The 22355-nt window shown below is 67.1% G+C and carries 16 protein-coding genes; 6 read left to right on the top strand and 10 right to left on the bottom strand.

The annotated features are described in order from the left end of the window. Positions 1-100: 100 nt before the first annotated feature. Positions 101-1588 (top strand): type VII secretion protein EccB, encoded by a 1488-nt coding sequence (gene eccB / locus NBRGI_RS40635; RefSeq protein ID WP_029903277.1) that lies wholly within the window; start codon positions 101-103, stop codon positions 1586-1588. A gap of 3 nt (positions 1589-1591) precedes the next feature. Here eccB and NBRGI_RS44735 read toward each other — a convergent pair whose 3' ends face one another. Further along, positions 1592-2434 carry a potassium channel family protein gene (locus tag NBRGI_RS44735; RefSeq protein WP_029903279.1) on the bottom strand — a complete coding sequence of 281 codons (843 nt, stop codon included), beginning with the start codon at positions 2432-2434 and terminating at the stop codon, positions 1592-1594. 315 nt (positions 2435-2749) lie between these two features. Between NBRGI_RS44735 and NBRGI_RS40650 the strand changes: the two genes are divergently transcribed. Continuing rightward, the gene (locus NBRGI_RS40650; protein WP_029903281.1) at positions 2750-3022 is read left to right on the top strand and encodes a hypothetical protein; all 273 of its coding nucleotides are present in this window, start codon (positions 2750-2752) and stop codon (positions 3020-3022) included. A gap of 121 nt (positions 3023-3143) precedes the next feature. Here NBRGI_RS40650 and mycP read toward each other — a convergent pair whose 3' ends face one another. Together mycP and eccD are read right to left on the bottom strand one after the other, a co-directional pair. Continuing rightward, on the bottom strand, positions 3144-4559 hold the full coding sequence (gene mycP, locus NBRGI_RS40655; protein WP_235211273.1) for a type VII secretion-associated serine protease mycosin: 1416 nt from the start codon (positions 4557-4559) through the stop codon (positions 3144-3146). Then, the gene (gene eccD / locus NBRGI_RS40660; RefSeq protein ID WP_014981789.1) at positions 4556-6022 is read right to left on the bottom strand and encodes a type VII secretion integral membrane protein EccD; all 1467 of its coding nucleotides are present in this window, start codon (positions 6020-6022) and stop codon (positions 4556-4558) included. The genes mycP and eccD overlap by 4 nt, the downstream gene beginning before the upstream one ends. A 212-nt stretch (positions 6023-6234) precedes the next feature. Here eccD and NBRGI_RS40665 point away from each other — a divergent pair, with 212 nt between their 5' ends. Next, a complete protein-coding gene (locus tag NBRGI_RS40665; RefSeq protein WP_029903285.1) occupies positions 6235-10266 on the top strand; it encodes a type VII secretion protein EccC in 4032 nt (1343 codons plus the stop codon). Further along, complete coding sequence (locus tag NBRGI_RS40670) at positions 10266-11726, top strand: type VII secretion-associated protein (RefSeq protein WP_029903286.1); 1461 nt, start codon at positions 10266-10268, stop codon at positions 11724-11726. The genes NBRGI_RS40665 and NBRGI_RS40670 overlap by 1 nt, the downstream gene beginning before the upstream one ends. Positions 11727-12328: 602 nt before the next feature. Here NBRGI_RS40670 and NBRGI_RS40680 read toward each other — a convergent pair. The 6 genes from NBRGI_RS40680 to NBRGI_RS40705 all read right to left on the bottom strand — a co-directional run bounded on the left by NBRGI_RS40680 (position 12329) and on the right by NBRGI_RS40705 (position 18749). Next, the gene (locus tag NBRGI_RS40680; RefSeq protein WP_029903290.1) at positions 12329-12631 is read right to left on the bottom strand and encodes a WXG100 family type VII secretion target; all 303 of its coding nucleotides are present in this window, start codon (positions 12629-12631) and stop codon (positions 12329-12331) included. Positions 12632-12667: 36 nt separating this feature from the next. Next, positions 12668-12985, bottom strand: coding sequence for a WXG100 family type VII secretion target (locus tag NBRGI_RS40685; protein ID WP_014981793.1), 318 nt, complete (start codon positions 12983-12985; stop codon positions 12668-12670). A gap of 419 nt (positions 12986-13404) precedes the next feature. Continuing rightward, positions 13405-14949 (bottom strand): serine/threonine-protein kinase, encoded by a 1545-nt coding sequence (locus NBRGI_RS40690; RefSeq protein ID WP_029903293.1) that lies wholly within the window; start codon positions 14947-14949, stop codon positions 13405-13407. A gap of 76 nt (positions 14950-15025) precedes the next feature. Continuing rightward, the gene (locus NBRGI_RS40695) at positions 15026-16255 is read right to left on the bottom strand and encodes a DUF7373 family lipoprotein (RefSeq protein ID WP_029903295.1); all 1230 of its coding nucleotides are present in this window, start codon (positions 16253-16255) and stop codon (positions 15026-15028) included. After that, a complete protein-coding gene (locus tag NBRGI_RS40700) occupies positions 16252-17436 on the bottom strand; it encodes a DUF7373 family lipoprotein (protein WP_235211274.1) in 1185 nt (394 codons plus the stop codon). The genes NBRGI_RS40695 and NBRGI_RS40700 overlap by 4 nt, the downstream gene beginning before the upstream one ends. A 107-nt stretch (positions 17437-17543) precedes the next feature. Continuing rightward, positions 17544-18749: a DUF7373 family lipoprotein gene (locus tag NBRGI_RS40705; protein ID WP_029903299.1), complete on the bottom strand. Its 1206-nt coding sequence runs from the start codon at positions 18747-18749 to the stop codon at positions 17544-17546. Positions 18750-18894: 145 nt separating this feature from the next. Here NBRGI_RS40705 and NBRGI_RS40710 point away from each other — a divergent pair, with 145 nt between their 5' ends. Continuing rightward, positions 18895-20436, top strand: coding sequence for an FHA domain-containing protein (locus NBRGI_RS40710; protein WP_029903301.1), 1542 nt, complete (start codon positions 18895-18897; stop codon positions 20434-20436). Between the two features lie 18 nt (positions 20437-20454). Here the strand turns inward: NBRGI_RS40710 and NBRGI_RS40715 are convergent, their stop codons facing one another. Beyond that, on the bottom strand, positions 20455-21903 hold the full coding sequence (locus tag NBRGI_RS40715) for a metallopeptidase (protein ID WP_029903303.1): 1449 nt from the start codon (positions 21901-21903) through the stop codon (positions 20455-20457). A gap of 107 nt (positions 21904-22010) precedes the next feature. On the opposite strand from NBRGI_RS40715, the gene NBRGI_RS40720 reads away from it, so the two are divergent. Continuing rightward, positions 22011-22355, top strand: a 345-nt coding sequence (locus NBRGI_RS40720) for an FHA domain-containing protein (protein ID WP_148311151.1), incomplete at its 3' end; no start/stop codon positions are given.

Raw genomic sequence — 22355 nt, forward strand, 5'->3', positions numbered from 1 at the left:
AGTACCCGGTGTCGGCCCAATCGGAGTAGCCGAGCTGAACAAGAGTCCTCGGGAACTGTACTGTGTTGCGCGAACGCGAGCACTGTTCGGGGGAGGAATAATGCCTTCAAAACCCACCACTCGGTGGCAGGTGAGCGGCTACCGCTTCCTGGTTCGTCGGATGGAACACGCCCTGGTCCGCAGGGACGTGCGGATGCTGCACGACCCGATGCGCTCACAGTCGCGGGCCTACGCAGCCGGACTCGTGCTCGCGCTGGTGGTCTTGGCGGGTTGCGGCATCCTTGCCCTGCTGCGCCCGCAGGGCAAGGTCGACAACAGCAAGATTCTGGTCGGCAAGGAATCCGGCGCGATCTACGCGGTGATCGACGATGTCGTGCATCCGGCGCTGAACCTGGCCTCGGCCCGCCTGGCGGTGGGGGACGCGGCCAAGCCGGCGATGGTGAAGGAATCCGAGATCGGCAAGAAGCCGCGCGGGCAGCTGATCGGCATTCCGGGTGCGCCGAGCGCGTTCAGCTTCGACAAGGCGGGCAAGGGACGCACCTGGACCGTCTGCGATTCGCTCAAGACCGACGGCAGCGACGACCGCACCACGTCCGTGCTGATCGGCGACCTCGACATGGGAGAGAAGGCGTCGGCGCTTGGGCGCGACAAAGGCTTGCTGGTAAAGGGCAAGGACGCCACCTATCTGGTGTGGAACAACACGCGTGCCCGGGTCGACATGAACGATCCGACGGTCACCGTGCCGCTGAATATCCGCGGCGCGACACCGCGGCCGATCAGCGAAGGACTGCTCAACGCGATCCCCGAGGTGAGCCCGATCGTGCCGCCGAAGATCGCCGACCCGGGCGGGACGCCCGAGGGCTACTCGATCCGGAACTTGAAGATCGGCACCGTGGTCCAGCAGGCGGGCAAGGCCGACAAGAACTATGTGCTGCTGCGCAACGGACTCCAGGCGATCAGCCCGCTGACCGCCGAGATCATCCGCATCGACCAGCGCAACCCCGACCACGGCACCTCGGTCAGCGATGCCGAGGTGGCGATCCCGCAGCCGTCGAAAGCGCTGCAGGTGGACACCTACCCCGAGGTCGCGCCGACGATCGTGCAGCCCAAGGCCCGTCCGGTCAGCTGCATGTCGTGGCAGCCGATCGCGGGTGCGGCGGGCAACGCCGACGTCGCGGTGCGCGCCAAGCTGGACGTGATCGACGCGAGCGATCTGCCGCTGCCGGACAGTGCCCGGCTCGTGCCGCTGGCCCAGGCCGACGGCAAGGGCGACAACGTCGACTCCGTGTACTTCAAACCCGGGTCCGGTGCGTTCGTACAGACCACCGGCATCGAGGTCGACAGCCGCCGCAAGGACAGCATGTTCTACGTGGCCGACACGGGTGTCCGGTACGGCATCAAGAACGACGACGCGGCGAAGGCGCTCGGCCTGGACAAAGAATCCGGCGTGACACCGGAGTCCGCCCCGTGGCCGATCGTCGGACTGCTCGCCAACGGCCCCACCCTCGGCCGCGAAGAAGCCATGGTCGCCCACGACGGCGTGGCGCCCGACGCCAACCCGGCCAAACAGCCCGTCGCCGCGAAGTAGGCGTCAGGTTCCTTCCGCGCCAACGGAATTCGTGCGCATCGGCGATGCGGCGGGAGTCGTGTCGCCGTCCGCGGCGTTCGGGATTGTCGACCGGTGCAGGCCCGCGATCTCCGCGCGTAAGGCCTTGACCTCGTCGACCAGCGCGACGATCTCGCGGTCGGTGCTCGCCGCAGTCTCCTCGACGGTTTTGAGCTGGTCGATCACCCAGCTGGTGGTGGTGCCGATGGCGAAGGAGATCAGGCCGATGCCGAAGGTCATCAGGACCAGCGAGATCAGCCTGCCCTCGGCGGTCACCGGGTAGACGTCGCCGTATCCGACGGTAGTGACCGAGACCGCCGACCACCACAGGGCGTCGCCGAAGTGCACCACCTTGCTGCCCTCCACACCCCGCTCGGCGTCGAAAAAGGCCAGGCTGCACAGGAACAGGATCAGGATCGAACTGCTGCCGACGAACACCGACAGCCGCGTCCGGTGGCTCAGCGTGTGCCGGTTGAGCGTGCCGAGCACCAGCACCGCCGCGCGCAACAGCCGCAGCGGGCGGAACGGTGGAATGAGCACGATCAGCAGTTCCAGCGGATGCGAGCGCACAAACGCCCAGCGGCGGGTGGAAAGCCAGAGCCGGATCAGGAAGTCGGCCCCGAAGAGCACCCAGATCGCCACGTCGACCCGAGCCAGCCAGGTGTCCAGCTGCGGTGAGGCGCCGGTGTCGAGCACAAACCAGGCATAGGTGCCGAGGAAGACGACGGCGAGCGCCACCATCGGCAGGCCGGTCGCCCGCTCCCAGGCCTGACGACGACTCGGCCGCGCCAGGGCGGCGGATTCGGATACTTGATTGAGTTGCGCCATGGTAACTACCTGCATCGATCGGTTCCGGCACCTTGTTTAACGCAATGTGCTGCGCAGACGCTACAGCGTGGGCCGAGGCGCGCATCGGCAGGTTCCGGGAAAAGATTTCGATTCGGTGGAACCGATTCCGATCTTGCTGCGTCGAACCTTGTGTCAGAACGAATTTCGGGCCGCAAGCGCCATCTGAGTACCTCCGCCCGTCGCCGGGCTCTTGAAGACCGGCGACGGGCGATGGGTCGAAACGTGAACTCGCTGCGTTGTACAGCCCGGGGGCTCGGTCGGAGATTGCCCGGGTGACTATATGGAAGGGGACAAATGAAGAAGACCCTTAAGACGGTCGCCAATTTCTCGATGATCGTTGCCGCCGTGGGCGGTGTTGCCGTGGTCGGCTCGGGAACTGCCAACGCCGCGGGTATGTCGTATGACCAGTGCATGTCCGAGGTCGCGAAGCGGCAGGCAGCCTGGGATGCTGATTCGGATCCGAACCAAACCAGAGCTTCTCATGTGAAGTTCTACTGCCGCGATGCCGGTGTCAACACCGACGGCAACAAGGTCTACGAAGTTTCGTACTACCACCAAGATATCTAGCTGAGCTTCGCGTATGGATCGGCGCGATCTCCGGGCGTCTAACCGGCGCACACATTGAACGACGCGAAATAGGGCTCTGGTGTGAAGCACCAGAGCCCTCTTCGATTTCGAGGAGCGGACGCTACATGTCGTCCCCGGTTACGCCGAAGCGGCGGCGGATCGGGAAGGACGCGAGCATGCCGAGGATCAGCAGGACTGCGACGGAACCGCTTCCGATAAGCGCGATATTGCGGGCGCGATTATCCGGGGGCGGCGGTGGAGCGGGAACTGCCAGTTGGACCTGCTGCGCGGCAGCGGGGCGTTTCGGCGGTAGTGGCTTCGTGGTTTCGGCGGTGAGTGCTGCGACCGGATCGATCGCGCCGTAGCCGATATAGGGATTCCAGCCCTCGCCCGGCGCGTGCGCCGTGGCCTCGATCCGTTTGATCACTTCGAGTGCGCTCAGTTCAGGGAAGCGAGCACGGACCAGCGCGACCACGCCCGACACGTAAGGTGCGGCAAAACTGGTGCCCTTCAGCGGGACCATCTGCTGTTGGTCGTAAATGCCGGTGATTGTGCCGGTGCCGCGTGCGTCGAGCGAGACGATGTCTTCACCGGGTGCGGCGACTCCCATCCACGGACCAGGCACGCTGAACTTCGAAGGCGCGCCGTTCTGATCGATCGATCCGACTGTCAGTACGTAGTCGTCGAACCGCGCAGGAGTGACGTTGGTGGTCAGGTTCTTCCAAGGGTCACTTTCCGGATGCAAGGGGTTGATGACATCCGGATTGCCCGCCTTGCACTTGTCATCGGTGTTTCCGGCAGCCACCACCACGACGGAGTTGCGTTCCAGGGTCGCGTAGCGCACAGCGGCGCCGACCGCGTCGTCGGCGGGCTGCATACTGCCGGGGACACAAAGGACCAGCGAGATGTTGATCACCGACGCGTTGCGGTCGGCGGCCCGCCGAATAGCAGAGGCGAGTGCGTTGATGTCGCCGTACCCCTTGGCCGGATCTTCTGGCCTCTTATCCGGTCGGCCCTCGACGTCGTAGAACTTGCTCGTCTGCCGAATCGACAGTATGCGTGCCTCGGGTGCGACACCATGAAAGCCCTGTCCATCAATCGGTTTCGCGCCGATGATGCCGGCGACAACTGTCCCGTGCCCGTCGCAGTCCTCACTGACGCCATCCCCGGATTCCGACACATAGTCGCCACCCGCTTCCAACTCGGGCAGACGAGGATGGCGGGTAACACCCGTATCGATGACTGCGACGAGTTGACCTTCGCCGCGAGAGAAGTCCCACGCACGCTTCAGGTTGAGGGCCAGTTGTGGCGGTGGGCTGGTAGGACCATCCCCGCCCTGCTGGGTGGATGCACAGGGAGAGTTGGCGGGATGCTCGGTCTTGGCAGGTGGCCGAGCAGGGTCACCCGGGGGCAGTAGCGCAGGGTTGACCGGGGGTGGGCGGTCGGCGTGGGCTATGCCCTGACCTGTGCCCATCCCGAGGGACACGCTCAGGGACAGCACCGCTGCGGCTGCACCGGTGCGCAGGATCCGGTTCACAGTCCGCGGACTAGGGAGTAGAGGCTCGCCACCCAGAAGGCCAGGGGGAGAACTGCTGCTACGAAGGCGTATTCGAGCAGTTCCACGCCGCGGCGCATCGGCGGGGTCGCCGATTGGTTCGGAATGATGATGCCGAGGATGAGGGCGGCGATCAGGATCACCATCGCGGCGCCGAACACGGCGAGCGGCTGATCCATCGCGAAACCCGCGCCCACCAACATGATCAGCACGATGCCCGCGCCGCCCGCGATCAGTACTACGGCCTGCTCGGCCCCGGCATAGGTGCGGCTGCGGAACATCAGCACGGCCGCGCACACCAGCGCGAACGCGATGCCCTGCCAGTACGGTCCGTCGGCTTGCGGGTCGGTGGCACCGAGCGCGCCCAGCACCGTGACGAGGGTGGTCGCGGCGACCAGGCCCGCCAGATACATCCGGGCGCGTTCGGACTTCACGCGCAGCGCCTCCATGGTGGGCAGTGCACGGTGGTCGTCGGGGTCGTCCTCGGTCGGGTCGATCGGGGTGCCGGGCGAGGGCACCGGCGGCAGCGGCAGTTTCGCGAGCAGCATCGAGATGCGCGGCGAGAGCGCGAGACCGGCCAGGCCCAGTGCCGCGGCGCCCGCGCCGATCGCCCGCTCCGGCTGCCCGGTGAGCAGCCCGACCAGCGCGGCGGGCACGACGTACACCGCGAGGGTGGCCGTGCCGATGAACAGGGCCAGGCCGACACCGGTGACCCGCCAGGCGAGCACCGCGGTGGCACCGGCCAGGACCGCGCCGAGCAGGATGTGCGCCCAGCCGTAATGGTCTGGTACATAAAGCATTCCGGCCGTGAAAGCGGTGGGTAACGCGCAGCCGCCGAGGACGAGCGCGGTCGCGGTGTCGCCGTACATCCGGCTGAGCACCATGGCGGCGACCACGAGCAGCAGCGTCACCGCCAGGGCGACCGAGCCGCTGACCCAGTACGGCAGCGCGCCGGGCGAGAGCAGCAGGCCGAGACAGCCGACGAGCATGGTGATCGCGGCCAGCACCGATCCGGTGATCCGCGCGACCTTCGGGGTCCAGCTGCGGTAATGGTCGGTGTCGGCGATCGCGACGTTGTACATGATGTCGTCGAACAGGGGCGTCGGCGCGATATGTGACGCGCTCTCCAACATGAGCAGTTCGCCGTCGCGGACACCGTGCTCGCCCAGGCTGAGCGAATTGGAGAAGGGCGGATGACCGATCCGCGCCAGCACCCATTCGGCGGGCTCGAAGCGCTCGCCCTCGTTGTCGAAATCATTGGTGCGGCTGTGCTGAGCGACCATGTCGACGACGCTGGGAATGACGAGTGCGACCGGCACGTCCACCGGGATCGCCATATCGACCTGGGTGTGCTTGGCCAGAATGGTCACCCGGGCGAGATCGGGTGCGCGGACGATACCGCGCGAGGAATCTTCGTCGATGTGGTCAAGTCGCGCGTGCGTCAAGCTTCCCCCAACTCGTCTTCTACCTCTTCTACCTCGTATTTTCGCAAACTCACGAGCTGGCGTCGAGCTTGCGAACCCACGGTTCGGGCAGCAGAATGCTGGTCGAACTGTACGACATGTCAGCGGTGGCCTCTACACTGAGCCCGAAACTCGGCAGCCCGTGAATGCGTGGCGGCCGTGGTAGAGCTGTCGAAGAGGGGGAAGGCTTCGCAATGAGCACCGTCCGGTTTCAGCGTCGGGCCCGCCGGGAGATGCCGCGTTCGCCCGGCGGTGAGGTGACGCTGCAGCCGCCGCCCGAGATCCCCCGGGTGACGCCGGGAAACCTGCTGATGAAGCTGATGCCGGTGGTGATGATCATCGGCATGGTCGGCATGATGGCGCTGCTGTTCACCCAGGGCGGCGGCATCGGGTCGAATCCGATGAGCATGATGTTCCCGCTCATGATGATGTTCTCCATGGTCGGCATGTTCGCCGGTCAGGGCGGCGGCAAGGGGGCCAAGGCCGCCGAGGCGAACGAGGACCGCAAGGACTACCTGCGCTACCTGGATCAGGTGCGCCGCGATGTCGACGAGACCGCGAAACAGCAACGCGCTTCGGTCGAATGGAGTCATCCCGAGCCCGGCCTGGTCTGGATGCTCGCGGGCACCAGCCGGATGTGGGAGCGCCGCGCCGGCGACAAGGATTTCTGCCACGCCCGCATCGGCGTCGGCGGTCAGCGGCTGGCGACCCGGTTGGTCGCGCCGGAGACCGGTCCGGTGGAGGAACTGGAGCCGATCGCGGCGGTCTCGCTGCGCCGTTTCGTGCGGGCGCACTCGACGGTGCCCGACCTGCCCACCGCGATCGCGGTGAAGGGCTTCGCGACGATCGCGCTGGACGGCGATCGGGGCGAGGCCCGGGACATGACCCGCGCGATGTTGTTGCAGCTGGCCATGTTCCAGGCGCCGGACCAGGTGCTGTTCGCGATCGTCTGCGGGCCGGACACCGCCCGGGAGTGGGAGTGGACCAAGTGGCTCCCGCATACCCAGCATCCGGACGCGCAGGACGGCATCGGCACCCAGCGCATGTTCTACGGCTCGATCCGCGAGGCGATGGCAGGCCTGCAACCGCTGCTCGGCAATCGGGTGCGCTACTCCCGTAACCAGCCCGCCAACGCGAACATGGTGCACATCGTGATCGTCGTGGACGGCGGTCTGCTGGAGGCCGAGGAAGATCAGCTGCGCGAATCCGGCTACGAAGGCGTCACCATCATCGACCTGTGCGGTTACGCGCCGCGGCTCGCGGTGTCGCGCGGCATCAAGATGATCGTGGAGAACGGCGAATGCGTCGGCCGCGGCGCGACCGGCAATCAGGAGCGCTTTGCGCTGATCGACCGGATCTCGCCGCAGCAGGCCCAGCAGGTGGCCCGCCGGCTCGCGCCGTATCGCGCCGCGACCCAGCGCAGCAGCGACGTGGAATCCGATGACTCCGAGGTGATCTCGACCTGGAGCCAGCTGATGGGCCTCGGCGATATCGGCACGTTCAACCCGGAGCACGCCTGGCGACCGCGCTACGGCCGGGAGCGGCTGCGGGTGGCCTTCGGTGTCGGCGCGGACGGCCTGCCGGTCGAACTCGATATCAAGGAAGCCGCCGAGAACGGCATGGGCCCGCACGGCCTGTGCATCGGCGCGACCGGTTCCGGTAAGTCGGAGTTCCTGCGCACGCTGGTGCTCAGCCTGCTCGCCACGCATTCACCGGACCAGCTCAACCTGGTGCTCGTCGACTTCAAGGGCGGCGCGACCTTCCTCGGGCTCGACGGCGTGCCGCATGTCGCGGCCGTCATCACCAACCTGGAGGAAGAGGCCGACCTCGTAGACCGTATGAAGGACGCGCTGGCCGGTGAGATGAACCGCCGCCAGGAGGTGCTGCGCTCCGCGGGCAACTTCGCCAACGTCTCCGAGTACGAGAAGGCCCGCGCGGCCGGCGCCGACCTCGACCCGCTGCCCGCGCTGTTCGTGGTGCTCGACGAGTTCTCCGAACTGCTCACCCAGCACCCGGATTTCGCGGAACTGTTCGTGATGATCGGCCGGCTCGGTCGCTCGCTGCACGTGCATCTGCTGCTCGCCTCGCAGCGACTCGAAGAGGGCAAGCTCAAGGGCCTGGAAAGTCACCTGTCCTACCGGATCGGCCTGAAGACTTTCTCCGCCAACGAATCCCGCCAGGTGCTCGGTGTGCCCGACGCCTACAACCTGCCGAACAATCCCGGTGGCGGCTACCTGAAATCGGACTCCGGCGAGATCGTCCGGTTCCAGGCGTCCTACGTCTCCGGCGCCTACGTGGGCGGCGGCTCGCAGCGGGACATGAGCGTCGCCAACCAGTCCGGCGAGATCGACATCAAGGCCCGGCCGTTCACCGCGACCCACGTCGGATTCCGTGCGGCGGACCGGGTTCCGCTGCCCGCCGAGCCGAGCCTCGAGCCGCAGGAGGGCGAGGACGGCGAGGAGATCTCGAACCTGAACATGCTCGTCTCCCGGATCCGCAACCACGGCCGTCCGGCCCACGAGATCTGGTTGCCGCCGCTGGACGAGGCGTCCACGCTCGATCAGCTCATCCCGCGATCCATCCTCACCGGCGAGTACTCCGCGGTCGCGACGCTGCGCGCGCCGATCGGCATCGTCGACCGCCCGTACGATCAGCGTCGCGATCCGATGCTCGTCGACCTGTCCGGCTCGCGCGGCAACGTCGCCATCGTCGGCGGCCCGCAGTCCGGTAAGTCGACGGCGCTGCGCACGATGATCATGGCGATGTCGTTGACGCACACCGCCGAGCAGGTGCAGTTCTACTGCCTCGACTTCGGTGGCGGCACGTTGATGAGCCTGCAGGGCCTGCCGCATGTCGGTTCGGTGGCCAGTCGGCTGGACGAGGATCAGGTGCGGCGCACGATCGCCGAGATGACCACCATCGTCCGGCAGCGGGAGGCCCGGTTCCGGCAGCTCGGCATCGAGTCGATGGTCGAGTTCCGGCGCCTGCGCGCGATGGATCCGTCCAGCAGCCCGGCCGCGACCGGCGCGCACGAGGACCCGTTCGGTGACGTGTTCCTGGTGGTCGACGGCTTCAGCTCGATCCGCCAGGACTTCGAACTGCTCGAGCAGACCATCATGAACCTCGCGGTGCAGGGTCTGTCCTACGGCGTGCACGTCGTCATCGCGCTGAACCGGTGGGCGGAGGCGCGGCCCGCGCTGAAGGACCAGATCGGCACCAGAATCGAACTGCGCCTGGGTGATCCGATGGACTCCGACCTCGGCCGCAAGTTCGCCGCCATGGTCCCGCAGGGCCGCCCCGGTCGCGGTATGACCCCGGACTGCCTGCACATGCTGACCGCCCTGCCGCGCATCGACGGCAGCTCGGACCCGAACAACCTCGGCCAGGCGGTCGGCGACGCGGTGGCCACCATCGCCCGGCTCACCCCGGGCCGTCCCGCGCCGCCGGTGCGGATGCTGCCCGAGCAGCTGGCGCGCGAGCAGCTGCTCTACCTGGCGGGCGGCTGGCCCGCGCAGGTGGATCAGTCCGCGAAGTGCATGCGAATCCCGATCGGTATCAACGAGTCCGAGCTCGCGCCGGTCTACGCCGACTTCGCCGAGAGCCCGCACCTGCTGATCATCGGTGACACCGAGTCGGGAAAGACCACGCTGCTGCGCTCGATCGTGGAGGGCATCTGTGCCTCGAACACGCCGAGCCAGGCCCGGATCATCATGGGCGACTACCGGCGCTCGATGCTCGGCATGGTGCCGGAGGGCTACCTCGCGGGATACGGTTCCACTGCACCGCAGTTCACCCAGAACATGACCGACCTCGCGGCCTACGTCGACAAGCGGACGCCGGGATCGGACGTGACGCCGCAGCAACTGCGGGACCGGTCCTGGTGGAGCGGGCCCGAGCTGTACGTGATCGTCGACGACTACGACCTGGTGGCCACGTCCGCGGGCAACCCGGTGCAGGCGCTGGTCGAACACCTGCCGCACGCGCGCGACCTCGGTTTCCACCTGATCATCGCCCGGCGCTCGGGCGGCGCGAGCCGCGCCATGTACGAGGCCACGCTGGCCAGGATGAAGGATCTCGGGTCGGCCGGTCTGATCATGAGCTGTAGTCGCGACGAGGGTGTGCTGATGGGCACCACCCGGCCGAGCGCGATGCCGCCGGGGCGGGGCACGTACGTCACGCGCGCCGGTGAGGGTCTGATCCAGACGGCCTGGATGCCGCAGCCCTGATGTCCACCGTCGAGCTGGTGGTCACCGAGACCCGTGTCTGGGCGCGCAGCGCGGTCACGCACTGGGACGGGCCCCCCTCGATCGTGCTGGGCAGCAACGGTTTCGACCTCGTGGTCGGGGAGTCCCTGACCCCGCCGACCCAGGTGAGTTCCGTGGTGCAGCATGTCTCGGCCGAGGCGGTCGCGCTGCTGCCCCGCATCCCGTCGGTGGCCGACGGGATGGCCGCGGTCCTCAGCACGGCGATGGAGAACTTGCGCGTCGCTGCTCCGTGCGAGCGGGTCACCGTCATCTGCCCGACCGAGTGGGGTTCGGCGCGGCGCGCGGTCCTCGAGCAGGCCGCTCGCCGCTGGACCGGCGAGGTGCGGTTCGAGGAGCTGGCGGTGCGAGCGGTCGCCGCGGACGACGGGACCAGTCACAGTCGACGCACGCTGGTGCTGGAATTCGGCACGCTCACCACCACGGCCGCGACGGTGCTGCGCAGTCATGAGGGTGTGCGCCTCGAATCCTGTGCGCACGAGCCGAATCTCGCGCTGGCCGAGGTGCTGCCCGCATCACGGGGGTTCGACGAGCTGGTCACGGTGATCAGCCGGCTGCTGGACGGCCAGCAGGTCGAGTTGGCGCAGGTTGTCGGCCTCGCCGATCAGACGAAGATCGAGGTGCTCCGCGCGGCCGTGCAGCAGAGCTGTGGGCCGGGGGTGGACCTGCGGTCGATCGCCGGACCCGAGCTCATCCGCGGCAAACAGACCGAGCCGATCCCGGTGCCCGAGTCGGCACCTGTTGGGCCGCCACCGGATTGGATGCAACCGCTACGCGAGCGCGCGGCCGCTCAGCAGCCGCGACGTCGCGGCACCGCGTACGTGGGAGTCGCGGTGGCGGCGGTGGTCGTGGTGGCGGCCGCGGTGGTCGGCGGTGTGCTGCTGCTGAACCGGTCGGCGGACACGACGACGGCAGCACCGACGACCATGCTGCCGCCGAGTGGTCCGACCGTGGGACCGCCGCCGCCGTTCGGTGCACCGCCACCACCCGGTGGCGAGCCGGAAGTGTTCGGCCGCGTCCGGTTCCAGGTGCCCGACGGCTGGCATCTCGCCGCGCCGCCCGACGCCACCGGCCGGGCGCGCGTCGAACTGTCGCCCGACGACGGCGCCCGCATGCGCATCATCGTGACGCAAACGCAGGTGGCATTCGGTGCCGGCTACGAGCAGGTCGCGTCGAACCTGGAAGCACAGATCGGGCAGCGCCCGCCGGGTGTGCTCACCGACCTGAAACGCGATGTCGTGTTCGGCGGCCGCTCCGGTCTCGCCTATCGCGAGCGGCCAGGCGACGGTTCCACCGTCAACTGGCATGTATTGCTGGAGTACGGAATTCAACTGAGTATCGGCTGCCAATACGTCGGCGACGGTTGGAGCGCCCTGTCCACCACATGTGATCGTTTCGGCGGCTCGGTCCGCGTAGTTCCGTAGAGTGCCGTGCGGTCTGGCACTGTTCTGCGCACGCTTCGTCACCCTGCGCACGTTTGGCTGTCCTGCGTACGTTTGGCTGTCCGGTGCAACCTTTTCGGAGTGCGGTTCGCGAGCACTACTCGCGGAATCGATCGTTTGACGCGCTATCGAAAGCTTGTATGCGGCACCAGAATCTGTGCACGAGCAAGGAGCACAACATGCAGCAGTTTCGGTTTGTTCGCTGCGGGGACGGGTTGGCTTACGAGTTCGTCCGCGCCGGTGCGGCTTACGGATATCCGGCGTACCGGCGAGGGGACAGTGACATTTGGTGCCGGCGACTTCCCGATTACGGCTGGGCGGTTTCGGCCGAGTCCGGCGTGGTGCTGAGTCGGCCCTTCGATGACGCGGGCCGAGGCGCGCAACCGCCGACCGGAGCGTGGGTGAGTCGCAAAGGAGAAAAGTCGTACGTCTACCACTTATTCCACAGTGACGAGGCGGCCTGACAAAGCGTCATCGCGGAGTGCAGCGGATTGCCTTGATCTCCAACAAATTCGGGGATCCCGAACAAATTCGGGCCCCCGGCATGCAGCATGCCGGGGGCCCGAATCGCCGAGACGGGTTACTCAGAAGAGTCCCGCGAGGGTGGTGTCGGTGGACTGCAGGTCCGTGTTGCCCTGGTCGACGAGCTTGCCCGCGGTCTCCAGCGTGGTGTTCAGCTGGGTGACGTTGGTGTTCCACTGCGCCTGGAGGGAGGCGAACGCGTCGTTCGCGTCACCCTTCCAGTAGTTGGTCACGAAGTCGGTGACCTGCTTGTGGAAGTCCTCGAGCATGGACATGACGTTCCGTGCTTCGGTGACGATCGACTGTGCGCCGGCCGAGACCTCACCGAAATTGGAGGCAATGGTTCCTGGGTTGTTTACAGCCATCTGGAGCTCCTTATCGTCTGATGGTCTGGTTGTCGATCAGGGAAGGTCCAGGCTGGAAGCCTGCGCCGCAACCTGCTGGGCGAACTGCTGGTCCTGATCGGCAAACTTGGTGCCCGCGTGGGCCAGCTTGTCGGAGGTCTGGTCCAGCTGATCGTTCAGCTTCTTCGCCTGCGCGAAGTAATTGTCCATCAGCGTGTCGAACGCGCCGCGCGCCGCGCCACTCCACGTAGCCGTGGTGGCATCCGACTTTGCATTCAGCGCCGTGATCGAGGCCTGCAGATCGCTGTGCCGCTGACGGCAGTTCTCCGTGAACTTCCGGATCGCTTCCTCGCTCGCTTCGAGCTGTCCTGCCATTTCGGCTCCTTTCGGTTCCCGTCTCGGCCAACGGCGGACGCCCTGGTTGGCCTGTACATCTGATTGGACGCTGTTCGGTCCTGATCGGTTCCATCTCGACCCGAGAAAGTTTCGAGATGGCTCACATGATCAGTTCCTGCGTCGTCGACCAGTACTTTCGTGTGTTCAAGCCCCATAGGGGTCGCTCTACAGACACGGCCGATCACATGCCGCCAGCGCTCGGCTCCCCTCCTTCCCCCTGCTCGCTGTGTGTTGATCGGCGAGTGGGCTGGCTGCGGTACACCTTACCGAACGCCTATGAGTACCGCTACCAGCAGAGTGAACCGCTTCGAAAGCAAAATCGGCACCATATACTGCGGTTATCCACGGATCGCAAAATTCGCCCGCGGCGCGGTGTCGCGGAATTACGCGACGGTTGTTTACTTCACCCGATTCCGGAGTAAGGGCACCAGCTTGTCGAGCAGGGTTCGCTCCGAACCAGCCGTCCAGCTTCGCAGCGCGGCGACGGCGGCGGGATCGTCCAGCACGATGACCGTGGCCCGGGTGCCCGCCACCTGATACGGCAGTCCGCGCAGGCCACCGTTGCCGGCCTCCTCGTCGCTGCGCACCGCGAGGACATAACTGTCCGGCGCCACCTCGAGCGCGCCGCTGGTGGCCAACGCGCGCGGCGAGGTCTCCTCGCCCTGTTTCGCGTAATTGAAGTTGTAGACGAAGCCCAGATCCTCGAGGAACTTGGCCGGCGCGGTACCGCCGAGGAAGGCCGCGATCTGCTTGGTTCGCGGTACATCCACCATGGTGATGACCTTGCCGCGAAACACCGGATTGTCGGCTCGCGCCTGCTCGATCGAGCTCGCCCCGCTCGCGATGACCGTCGAGGGCGTGGCCGGCGCATCGGGTGTACTGCTGCTGCCGCCGCTGACCGCCCAGATACCGAATCCCGCGGCCAGCGTGACGACGACCGCGCCGATCTCCACAGCGATGAGCCTGCGCTTGCGCCGCTTCGGCGACGCGGGTGCCTGGCTGTGCGGGCCGGAGTGCGCGGCCCGCGGATCGGTGGGCGGTCGCGGGTCGACGACCTGGACGGGATAGGTCGGGGAGGTGTTGGTCGCGCCGGGGTTGTAGCCGGGGATCAGGGCATCGGCCGCCGCGTCGGTGAGCTCTCGGCAGGAATTGAACCGGTCGGCGGGGTTTTTCGCCATGGCCCTGGCGAAGACCTGGTCGATGGCCGGCGGCAAACCGGGGTGCACGGCGGTCGCCGCGGGCGGCGGCTCGTGCAGGTGGCCCATCATGACCAGCGCGGGTTGCGTTGCGGGATAAGGGTTGCGGCCGGTGAGCAGTTTGAAGAAGGAGCAGGCCAGGCTGTAGATGTCGGCGTGGTGGTCGAGCCGCTCGCCGGTGAGCTGCTCGGGCGGGGCGTAGGCGATGGTGGCGACGAAACTGCCGGTCTGGGTGAGCTCGGTGGTGTCGTCGTTGGACTTGGCCACGCCGAAGTCGGTGAGCAGCACCCGCTCTTCGTCGCCGTCGGTGGCGGAGAGCAGGAAGTTGGCGGGTTTGATGTCGCGGTGCAGCAGGCCTTTACGGTGCGCGTAGTCCAGGCCCTTGCCGACTTCGGTGATGATCCGCAGCGCCCGTAGCGGATTCATCGCGTGCGGATCGCGGGCGATCTCGGCGGAGGCGTCGATACCGTCGACGTACTGCATGGCGATCCACAGCTGGCCGTGCTCTTCGCCGCGGTTGTACACCGAGACGATATTCGGATGGTCGAGGCCGGCCGCGAGATTGGCCTCGCGCTCGAAGCGGGCGCGGAACTCATGGTCGCTGCTGAGTTCGGGACTGAGCACCTTGAGCGCGTCCATGCGCGGGAGGCTGGGGTGTTTGGCGAGGTAGACCGTGCCCATACCGCCGGCTCCGAGTACTCGATCGATGCGGTACCCGCCCACGATGGTGCCGGGGCTCATCGCCATAGTCCACAATCTCCTGACTCGGTCTTTCCCACGCAGCAGCATACTGGACTGCCCGAACCCGCCGCGGCGCCGCGCATTACCGGCTATTCGCGAAAAGCGAGTATTGCGCGGCCGCGCGTTGCTGGGCGTCGGCGAGCTGATTGGCCGATACGAATCCCACATATTCCCGATACGCGACAATGCAGGTGAATCGTTTGCTGCCACTGAAGCCGGTTTTGTTTTCCACACACGCCGAGTCGGGCAGATTGGGCGGTGCGTCCGCATTGGCGCCGGCCTGGGTCGGAGTGATCCGGTCCACGACCACCTTTCGAGCCGCGTCGGGTCCCGCGGTGTGCACCACCAGCGTGCCCGCGGACAGCGCGAACCGGTCTGCCCGCATTTCGGCGAAGCGCTGTTTCGCGTAGTCGCGATCGCGGGTGTAGTGCAGCACGCCACGCCCGCCCAACAGGGCGTAGCTGTCGTCGAAGCTCGGCCGCTTGGCCTTGTCCGGGTTCAGCGCGCGGCTGAGCAGATGGTCCGGATCCCAAGGCAACTGGAGCAACTGCTCCTCCGACAGCGCCGGAAGCTGGTCCAGCAGCGCGAGTTGGGTGCTGTAGGCCTTCTCCGCCAAGCCGACCAGGTCGTTGAGCACGGGTGCCGGGGTCGAGACGAGAAAGCCGATCACGTAGGGGCCGTGTGCCATGGTGGTGCGCAGGAACGGCGAGTCGGGCCGCCAATGCGCATGCGCGTCAGCGTATTTCGGTAGCGGCACCGACTGGTTCTGCTCCCGGTAGGCGCCGAAGTCGGCATCGTAGAACTCCGTTGCCGCGATCTTCGCGCGCTCGGCGTCCGGGAACTGCATGACGATGGTGCTGACCGTCGTCGAGTTCGGCTGCCGCTTGGTCGGCCACGACGAGGTGAAGTTGCTGCTGTTGTTGTCCGATCCGTTGGACTTGAACCCGTAGATCATCTTGTGCCGCTTGGCGATCGGCTCCAGATCGGTGGGGCGGCCGAGCTCGTCGGGCATCACGCCACTGGAGATGCTCCAGGACAGTGAGCCGTATTTCATCCTGGGATCGATGTCATAGGCGGAGGCGACGTAGTCGGCCATCCGCATCGCGGCGACCTCGCGCATTTCGTAGAAGGTCGGCCGGTAGTCGTCGTCGTGCGCGTTCAACGGTACGGTCGGGTAATTGCCGACATCGAGTTTGCGGATATCGATTTCGCCGGGTTCGGCCGTGCCGGACACCGTCGACCCGCACGCGGCGAGCAGCGTCATCGCGCAGCAGGCGAGGGCGGCGATGCGGCCGGCGCGCAAATAGTTCATCGGGCATTCACCAGAATTGCGTATTGCGCGGATATCCGCTGCTGCGCGTCCAGCAGTTGATGTGACCAAGAGAATGCGGCATACCGGCCCTGGGACACCGAACAGTAGAAGCGGACCGCCATCGCCTGGGTGCCGATGTATTCCTTGCATTTGGCCACCGGCAGCTGCTGCGGCGACTCGGCACTCTTGAAGCGTTTGGTGAGCCCGCCGCGGTCGGCCCGGAACTTCGCGGCCGCGGCGGCGTCGCGAGCCCGGTAGACGTTGGTGGCGTCGACGGCGAACCGATCCACTCCGGCCTCCTCGATCAGCCTGCGATCCTCGGCCGGATCGGTGGTGAAATGCAGTGCGGCATGGCCGTTGTACGCACCAGGAGGATCGATCCAGGAATCCTCGCGGGGCCGCGGGAGGGTGCGGCTCAGCATGCCGTCGTAGTCGATCGGCTGGTTCAACAGCTGGTCGGCCGGTGTCGGCGTGAATTTGCTGATCGCCGGGACGACTGTGTCGAGACTCTTTTCGACCAGCGCGACCAGCGCGGGCAGGTCCACCTTCTCCAGGAAGATCTTCAGATAGTCATAGATCCAGGTGTAGACGACGAATTTTCCGGTGGCGAACCAGGAGCCGATCGATTGCTGCGTCGGTTGCCAATGTGCCCGCGCGGCAGGGTATTTCGGAATCTGCACCCGTTCGTTCTGCGGTGCGGCCTCGAAATCGACCCGCTCCAGGGCCTCGGCGGCGGCCGCCGCGCGCTGTTCATCCGGGAAGATCATGACCGCGTTGAACAGGTCCCGGCCCTGGTTGCGCACGTCGGTGCTGCCATTGCTGAGAAATCCGGCGACGAAATCCGGCGCCGCCTCGGCGAAACGATCGATGCTCATGATCTTGCCGAGGGAATTGCGCGGATCGATGAAAACCGTGGAGACCGACGGATTGCCCTCGCGGAACGCGGGATCGATATCCGACGCGACGGGCACGAAGTTCCCGAGCCGTTCGGCCTCGATGAAGCGGGCCTGATCGGCGTTCTTCACCGGCCCCAATTCGCGCGGCGTCGTGGGATAGCTGCCGACGTCCAGACGCGCGATATCGATCACGGGATCCGCAGTCACCTGCGGCGATGTGCCGCACGCGCTGCCGAGCGCCAGCGTGCCCGCAATGACCAAGGCACCCGCGGTGCGCGCAGGCATCGATGTCACGCCGAACTGCAAACCGGCCCTCCCCGTACTGTGGTCGTCTCGCGGGATACTAACTCACCGCGTCGGCGGGCACAGGACCACAAGGTTCGGGGCCTCGCTCAGAGGCTGTTCGCGAGCAACGCGTATTCGGCCGCCACCTTCTGCCGGACGTCGGGTTCTTTGTCGCTGGTCACGACGCCCACATAACGTTTGTAGGTGACGTAGCAGCGGAACTTGTATTCCCGGTCGGGATTGCCTTTGCTGTTCAGCTGCAGGCATTTGGCGCCCGGCACGTCCTTCGGCGCACCGAGGGTGTCGTAGTGCGCGCCTTCGCTTTCCATCAATCCGGCGGCGAGTTTCTGCGCGCCCGCCGCATCCCGGGCGCGGGCGACATAACTGTCGTCGGCCACGGCGGTGCGGTCCACGCCCGCGTCCTGGACCAGGCGCAGATGCGCGGCCTCGTCGTCGGAGCGGTGCACCATGTGATCGGCGCCGAACACGGCGAAGGTGGCGGTATCGGGGGTGCGGCCCTTGCGGTCGCTCACCGCCACCCGGGCGAGCAGGCCCTCCGGATCGACCTTCAGGTCTTTGATCTTCTCCTGCGGGGTGGCCTGGAATTTGTCGAGCTGCGCGAGCTGGGCGGCGAGCGTTTTGTCGACCCAGCTCACCAGGTCCGCGCTGTCGGCGCGCGGGCGCTGGATGAACAGCGAGATGACGAACTCCTTGTAGGCGACGAAGGTGCCGATGGTGGGAACGCCTGGGCGCCAATGGATGTAGGCGTCCGGATATTTCGTCGACGGGAGCTTCTGGTTCTCCGGTGAGACCGAGATATCGACATCTTCGAGCTCGCGGGCGGCGAGTTTCGCGATCGCCGGATCGGGGAAACGGAACAGCGCGTTGGTCACCGCGGTGGCTTCGGGCGCGGGGTTGGTCTGCCCGTCCGGATCCGGCCTGTCGGCCCCGCTGGCCGCGTAGCCGACGATCAGCTTGCGGTTGTCGAAGACCGGTTTGGAGACCTTGGCGACGAAATCGAGCGCCTGCTCGGCGTCGGCGATCACGGTGCTGCCCCGGCCCACCTTCAGCGAGGAATCGATCTGCACGGTCGGCACCACGGCGTCGGACATCCGCATGCCCTCGAGTAGTGCGGCCTTGTCGCCGGGATCCTGGTTGTACCGGTGCCGATCGACGGCATAGGTGCCGACTTCCAGCTGGCGCACGTCGAGCTCGCCCGCCGTGGCAGTGCCCCGCACGCCGCCGCAGCCGGTCAGCAGACCAGTCAAAGCGATACACGACGCGGCGAGTGCGATACGTGATGTCCGAACCATGACGGGTCCTCGTTTCGTTCACTTGCTCACACCGAAGTTACCGGACGGACGCCTGGGAGGGGGGTCGATAGTTGTGGGATTGCAATACCCTGGTTCTCGTGGCGACGACCGTGCAGCGCACCCTCGACAGAGGCCGATTCCTTTGATGGATCGGCAGGTCGAGGTCGTTGTCGGCAGTCATGCGGTGGCGCGGGTCGCGGGTGCGCTGGTGGTTGTCGGGCACCGCGGACCCGGTCGGCCGACGCCGGATTCGCCCGCCGCGCTGGCCGCGGAATCGCTGGCCGAACTGGTTCGGGAGGCGACCGAACAGGACCGGATCGCACCCGGTGCGTTGATCGCCAGGCAGGCCACCCGCTGGCTGATGAAGTCCGCCGAGCAGATCAGCCCGGGGGAGCCGATCGACTTCGGCATCCTCTCGCCCGCCGAGGCCGGCGGGGTGGCGATATTCCTGCACGGTGCCGTCACCGCGGTACTGGTGGGTGACGGCACGGTCGAGCGGCACCGCGGCAGCGACGCGGCGTTCACCGTGGACCGGGTGGCGAGTGCCCCGGCGCGGGCCGCCGCCCTGTTCGTAGACGATGCCAAGGGGCGGATTCCCGAGGTACCCGCGGAACGCGGAATCGGTTGGCTGGTAGAGGGTCTCGCGCAGGCGGGCGGGGCGATCGTCTGGACCGACGGCGCGCGCGCCGCGAGCCGACCGGGTGCGGCGGCCCGCGCGGCCAGGCGCAGGCGCGAAGACGAAGCGCCGCTGCCGACCGCACGGATCGACCACGAGCCGCCGCAACGTCCTGCCACGCCGCAGCGACTCGGCTCGGCACCGCCCGACGACGCGTCGCCGCGACAGCGTGCCGGTTCCCCGTCACAGCGCGATGCCGAGCGGCCACAGCAGGCTGCCGCGTCGCCGCAACCCGGCCTCGCCACGCCGCAGCACAGTGTCTCCACGCCGCAACCCGATGTCGCCGTGCCGCAATCCGATGCCTCGTCATTGCAGCGCGATGGCTCGGCCCCGCAATCCGACGTCTCGGCGGCGCAGCGCGATGTGCCATCGCCGCAGCGGGCGACCGAGTCGCGCACCGCGGCGCAGTCGCCCGCCGCCGATACCGACCTGCAGCACGCGGTGACCCAGATGCGCGGCACGACGCCCACGCCGCCCCCGGATCCGGATCTACAGCGCAGACTCGAGGCGACGGCGAAGGCCACCGCGCTCACGGTCAAGGTGATGGGGTTCAAGTGCGCCCGCGCGCATCCCAGCGATCCGCGCTCGGCGTTCTGCACGGTGTGCGGGATGCCGGTGGACCAGACCCAGGCGCTGATCGAGGTGGTCCGGCCGCCGCTCGGCATGCTCGTCCTCGATGACGGCATGACCTACACCCTGGCCGCCGACGCGGTGCTCGGCCGCGATCCGGAGCATTCCGATGCCGCTCAGCGGGGCCTGGTCCCGCTGCGGGTCGACGATTCCTCCGGCGGCATGTCCCGGGCACACGCGGAGATCCACCTGCTGAATTGGGATGTGACGGTGGTGGATCGGGGCTCGACCAACGGCACTCGCACCCGGCTGCCCGGCTACCGCGACTGGATCCGCTTGGCGCCCAACCAATCCATGGTGCTGGTGGCCGGGGCCGAGGTCATGCTCGGGAACCGGGTGCTGCGCTTCGAACATCTGGCGCCACCGCCGTTCGGCCGCTGACTCCGCGCGCGCAGGCGCTCAGGAGTACCGCGACATGCAGGTGTTCTCGCCGTTCAGCACCCCGGCGCGGAAGGCGTCCACCCGCGCGAAGCCGCTGGGCACCGTTTGGCCTTGGACATCGCTGGCCGCCAGACCGTCGGTGAGCAGGCCGGACACCGCTTCGTCGAGATCGCCTGCGGCAAGGCCGATATCGCCCTGCGAGCTGGGCCGGTTCGGCATCGCGAGCTTGCCGGTGACCACGCCGGACAGGCAGGCGGCCCGCAGGCCGGTCTTCGCGCCGACCAGCTGCTGGCCGTGGTTCTGCTGCACCGCAAGGGTGTAGCGGGAGATGAAGACGATGTAGCCGTTGTAGTCGCCGGTGACCTTCAGCGGCAGCGGATCGTCCACGTCCCAGTTGGAGGTGCCGCGCTGGGCGAGCGCGGGGATATCGGTGCCGATGGTGTTCTTCTCCGGGCAGTAGCTGACCGGTTCGGTGGTGCCGCCGTTGCGGCAGTCGAGTTTGGCGCCGTGGTAGTCGTAGGTCGGGCTCGGCTTGGTCGGCAGCAGTGCGCCGAGGGCCTTGCTGAGCTCGATCAGGTTTTCCTTGGTGATCGCGTATTCGCCGCGGCCGGTATCGCCCTTGAAATCCTTGGGCAGGTTGCCCCGCCGCTCGTTGATCTCGTCGATGTCGATGCGCTTGCAGCCCTTGGGCCCGTCGGTGAAACCGACCTGCACGGCGGTGACCCGCTCGAACGCCGAGCCGTGCACGCTCTCCGGGTCGTCGGGGTCGGAATCGCGGATGGCCACGGTGGCGGCGAGCACGGAGTTGAGCCCGTCGGAGGTGTTGATGGTGAAGTGCTTCGACTTGCCCTCGGCGACCGAGCGCATGAACGCGCCCGCGAAGCAGTCGGCCTGCTGCTCCTTGACGATCACCGGGTCCTTGGCGCCGACCAGCTTGGCCATGGTCTGCACCGCGTGCCCGTATTCGTGCGCGAGCACCATGACCACCGCCATCTTGCCGAAGGTCTCCTCCATGGCGGGCAACAGCACCGACCGGTCCCAGCCGATCGAGTTGTCCAGCCTGCAGTAGGCGGCGTTCACCAGGCGATAGGTGGTCTCCTTGCAGAACTCGAGCGAGTCGCCGCGCGGCGCCTTCGCGCTCCACGAGATCAACTTGTCGACCGGCTTGAAATCATTGCCCTCGAACTCGTTGCCGAACTCCGTGCGCCAGTAGGTCTGGATGTCCTCGACGGCGTTGAGGGCGAGTTTGTCCTCGGCGCTGCCGTCCCCGTTGGTGGCGGTCAGCGTGCTGTCCGGGACACCGGCGCGCGGGCCGTTGGGACCGCTGGTGGTGGGCAGCCCGGCGACCTTGAACGGGTCGTCGTAGATCGAGACGGCGCGGCCGTCGACCAGTCTGGTGCAGCCCGCGACCAGCACCACAACGATCAGCGCGGCGGTAATGAGCGCCGTCGCACGGGCTTTCGGCAAAGCTCCCCCTTGTCGGCCGGTATCACGTTCACATCGGTCGCCGGATCGGGGCAAGAGGCGCGTCGGGGGCACCGCCGATGTCCGGGTGATGGAATAGTATCCGCTGCATGTCTTCACCGGGGGCGCAGACCATCACCGTGCGCCATGATGGAAACGAACGAGTATTCGATTCGAGTCAGCCGGTCACCATGGGCCGCGCGCCGGAGGTGACGCTATTCGTCGACAGCCCGCTGGTTTCGCGGGTCCACGCGACGCTCACCTGGCAGGGTAGCGCCTGGGTGCTCGCGGACAACGGAAGCACCAACGGTGTCTTCGTGGACGCGCGGCGACTGACTCAGCCGGTGTCGATCGATCGGCCGACGCAGGTGCGCCTCGGTGACGCGATCAGCGGTCCGCTGCTACATCTGCTGCCCGCCAATCCACAACCCCCGCAGCGTCCGTCGGTGCGCCCG

Origin of the sequence: Nocardia brasiliensis IFM 10847 (genome assembly GCF_000710915.1) — a bacterium.
GTDB lineage: Bacteria > Actinomycetota > Actinomycetes > Mycobacteriales > Mycobacteriaceae > Nocardia > Nocardia brasiliensis_A.

Coding starts and splice junctions, on each gene's coding strand:
- NBRGI_RS40685 (WP_014981793.1), bottom strand. CDS start 12,985: ATGGCAGGACAGCTCGAAGCGAGCGAGGAAGCGATCCGGAAGTTCACG.
- NBRGI_RS40665 (WP_029903285.1), top strand. CDS start 6,235: ATGAGCACCGTCCGGTTTCAGCGTCGGGCCCGCCGGGAGATGCCGCGT.
- NBRGI_RS40670 (WP_029903286.1), top strand. CDS start 10,266: ATGTCCACCGTCGAGCTGGTGGTCACCGAGACCCGTGTCTGGGCGCGC.
- NBRGI_RS40690 (WP_029903293.1), bottom strand. CDS start 14,949: ATGGCGATGAGCCCCGGCACCATCGTGGGCGGGTACCGCATCGATCGA.
- NBRGI_RS40705 (WP_029903299.1), bottom strand. CDS start 18,749: ATGGTTCGGACATCACGTATCGCACTCGCCGCGTCGTGTATCGCTTTG.
- NBRGI_RS40680 (WP_029903290.1), bottom strand. CDS start 12,631: ATGGCTGTAAACAACCCAGGAACCATTGCCTCCAATTTCGGTGAGGTC.
- NBRGI_RS40710 (WP_029903301.1), top strand. CDS start 18,895: ATGGATCGGCAGGTCGAGGTCGTTGTCGGCAGTCATGCGGTGGCGCGG.
- NBRGI_RS40650 (WP_029903281.1), top strand. CDS start 2,750: ATGAAGAAGACCCTTAAGACGGTCGCCAATTTCTCGATGATCGTTGCC.
- eccB (WP_029903277.1), top strand. CDS start 101: ATGCCTTCAAAACCCACCACTCGGTGGCAGGTGAGCGGCTACCGCTTC.
- NBRGI_RS40700 (WP_235211274.1), bottom strand. CDS start 17,436: ATGCCTGCGCGCACCGCGGGTGCCTTGGTCATTGCGGGCACGCTGGCG.
- NBRGI_RS44735 (WP_029903279.1), bottom strand. CDS start 2,434: ATGGCGCAACTCAATCAAGTATCCGAATCCGCCGCCCTGGCGCGGCCG.
- NBRGI_RS40695 (WP_029903295.1), bottom strand. CDS start 16,255: ATGAACTATTTGCGCGCCGGCCGCATCGCCGCCCTCGCCTGCTGCGCG.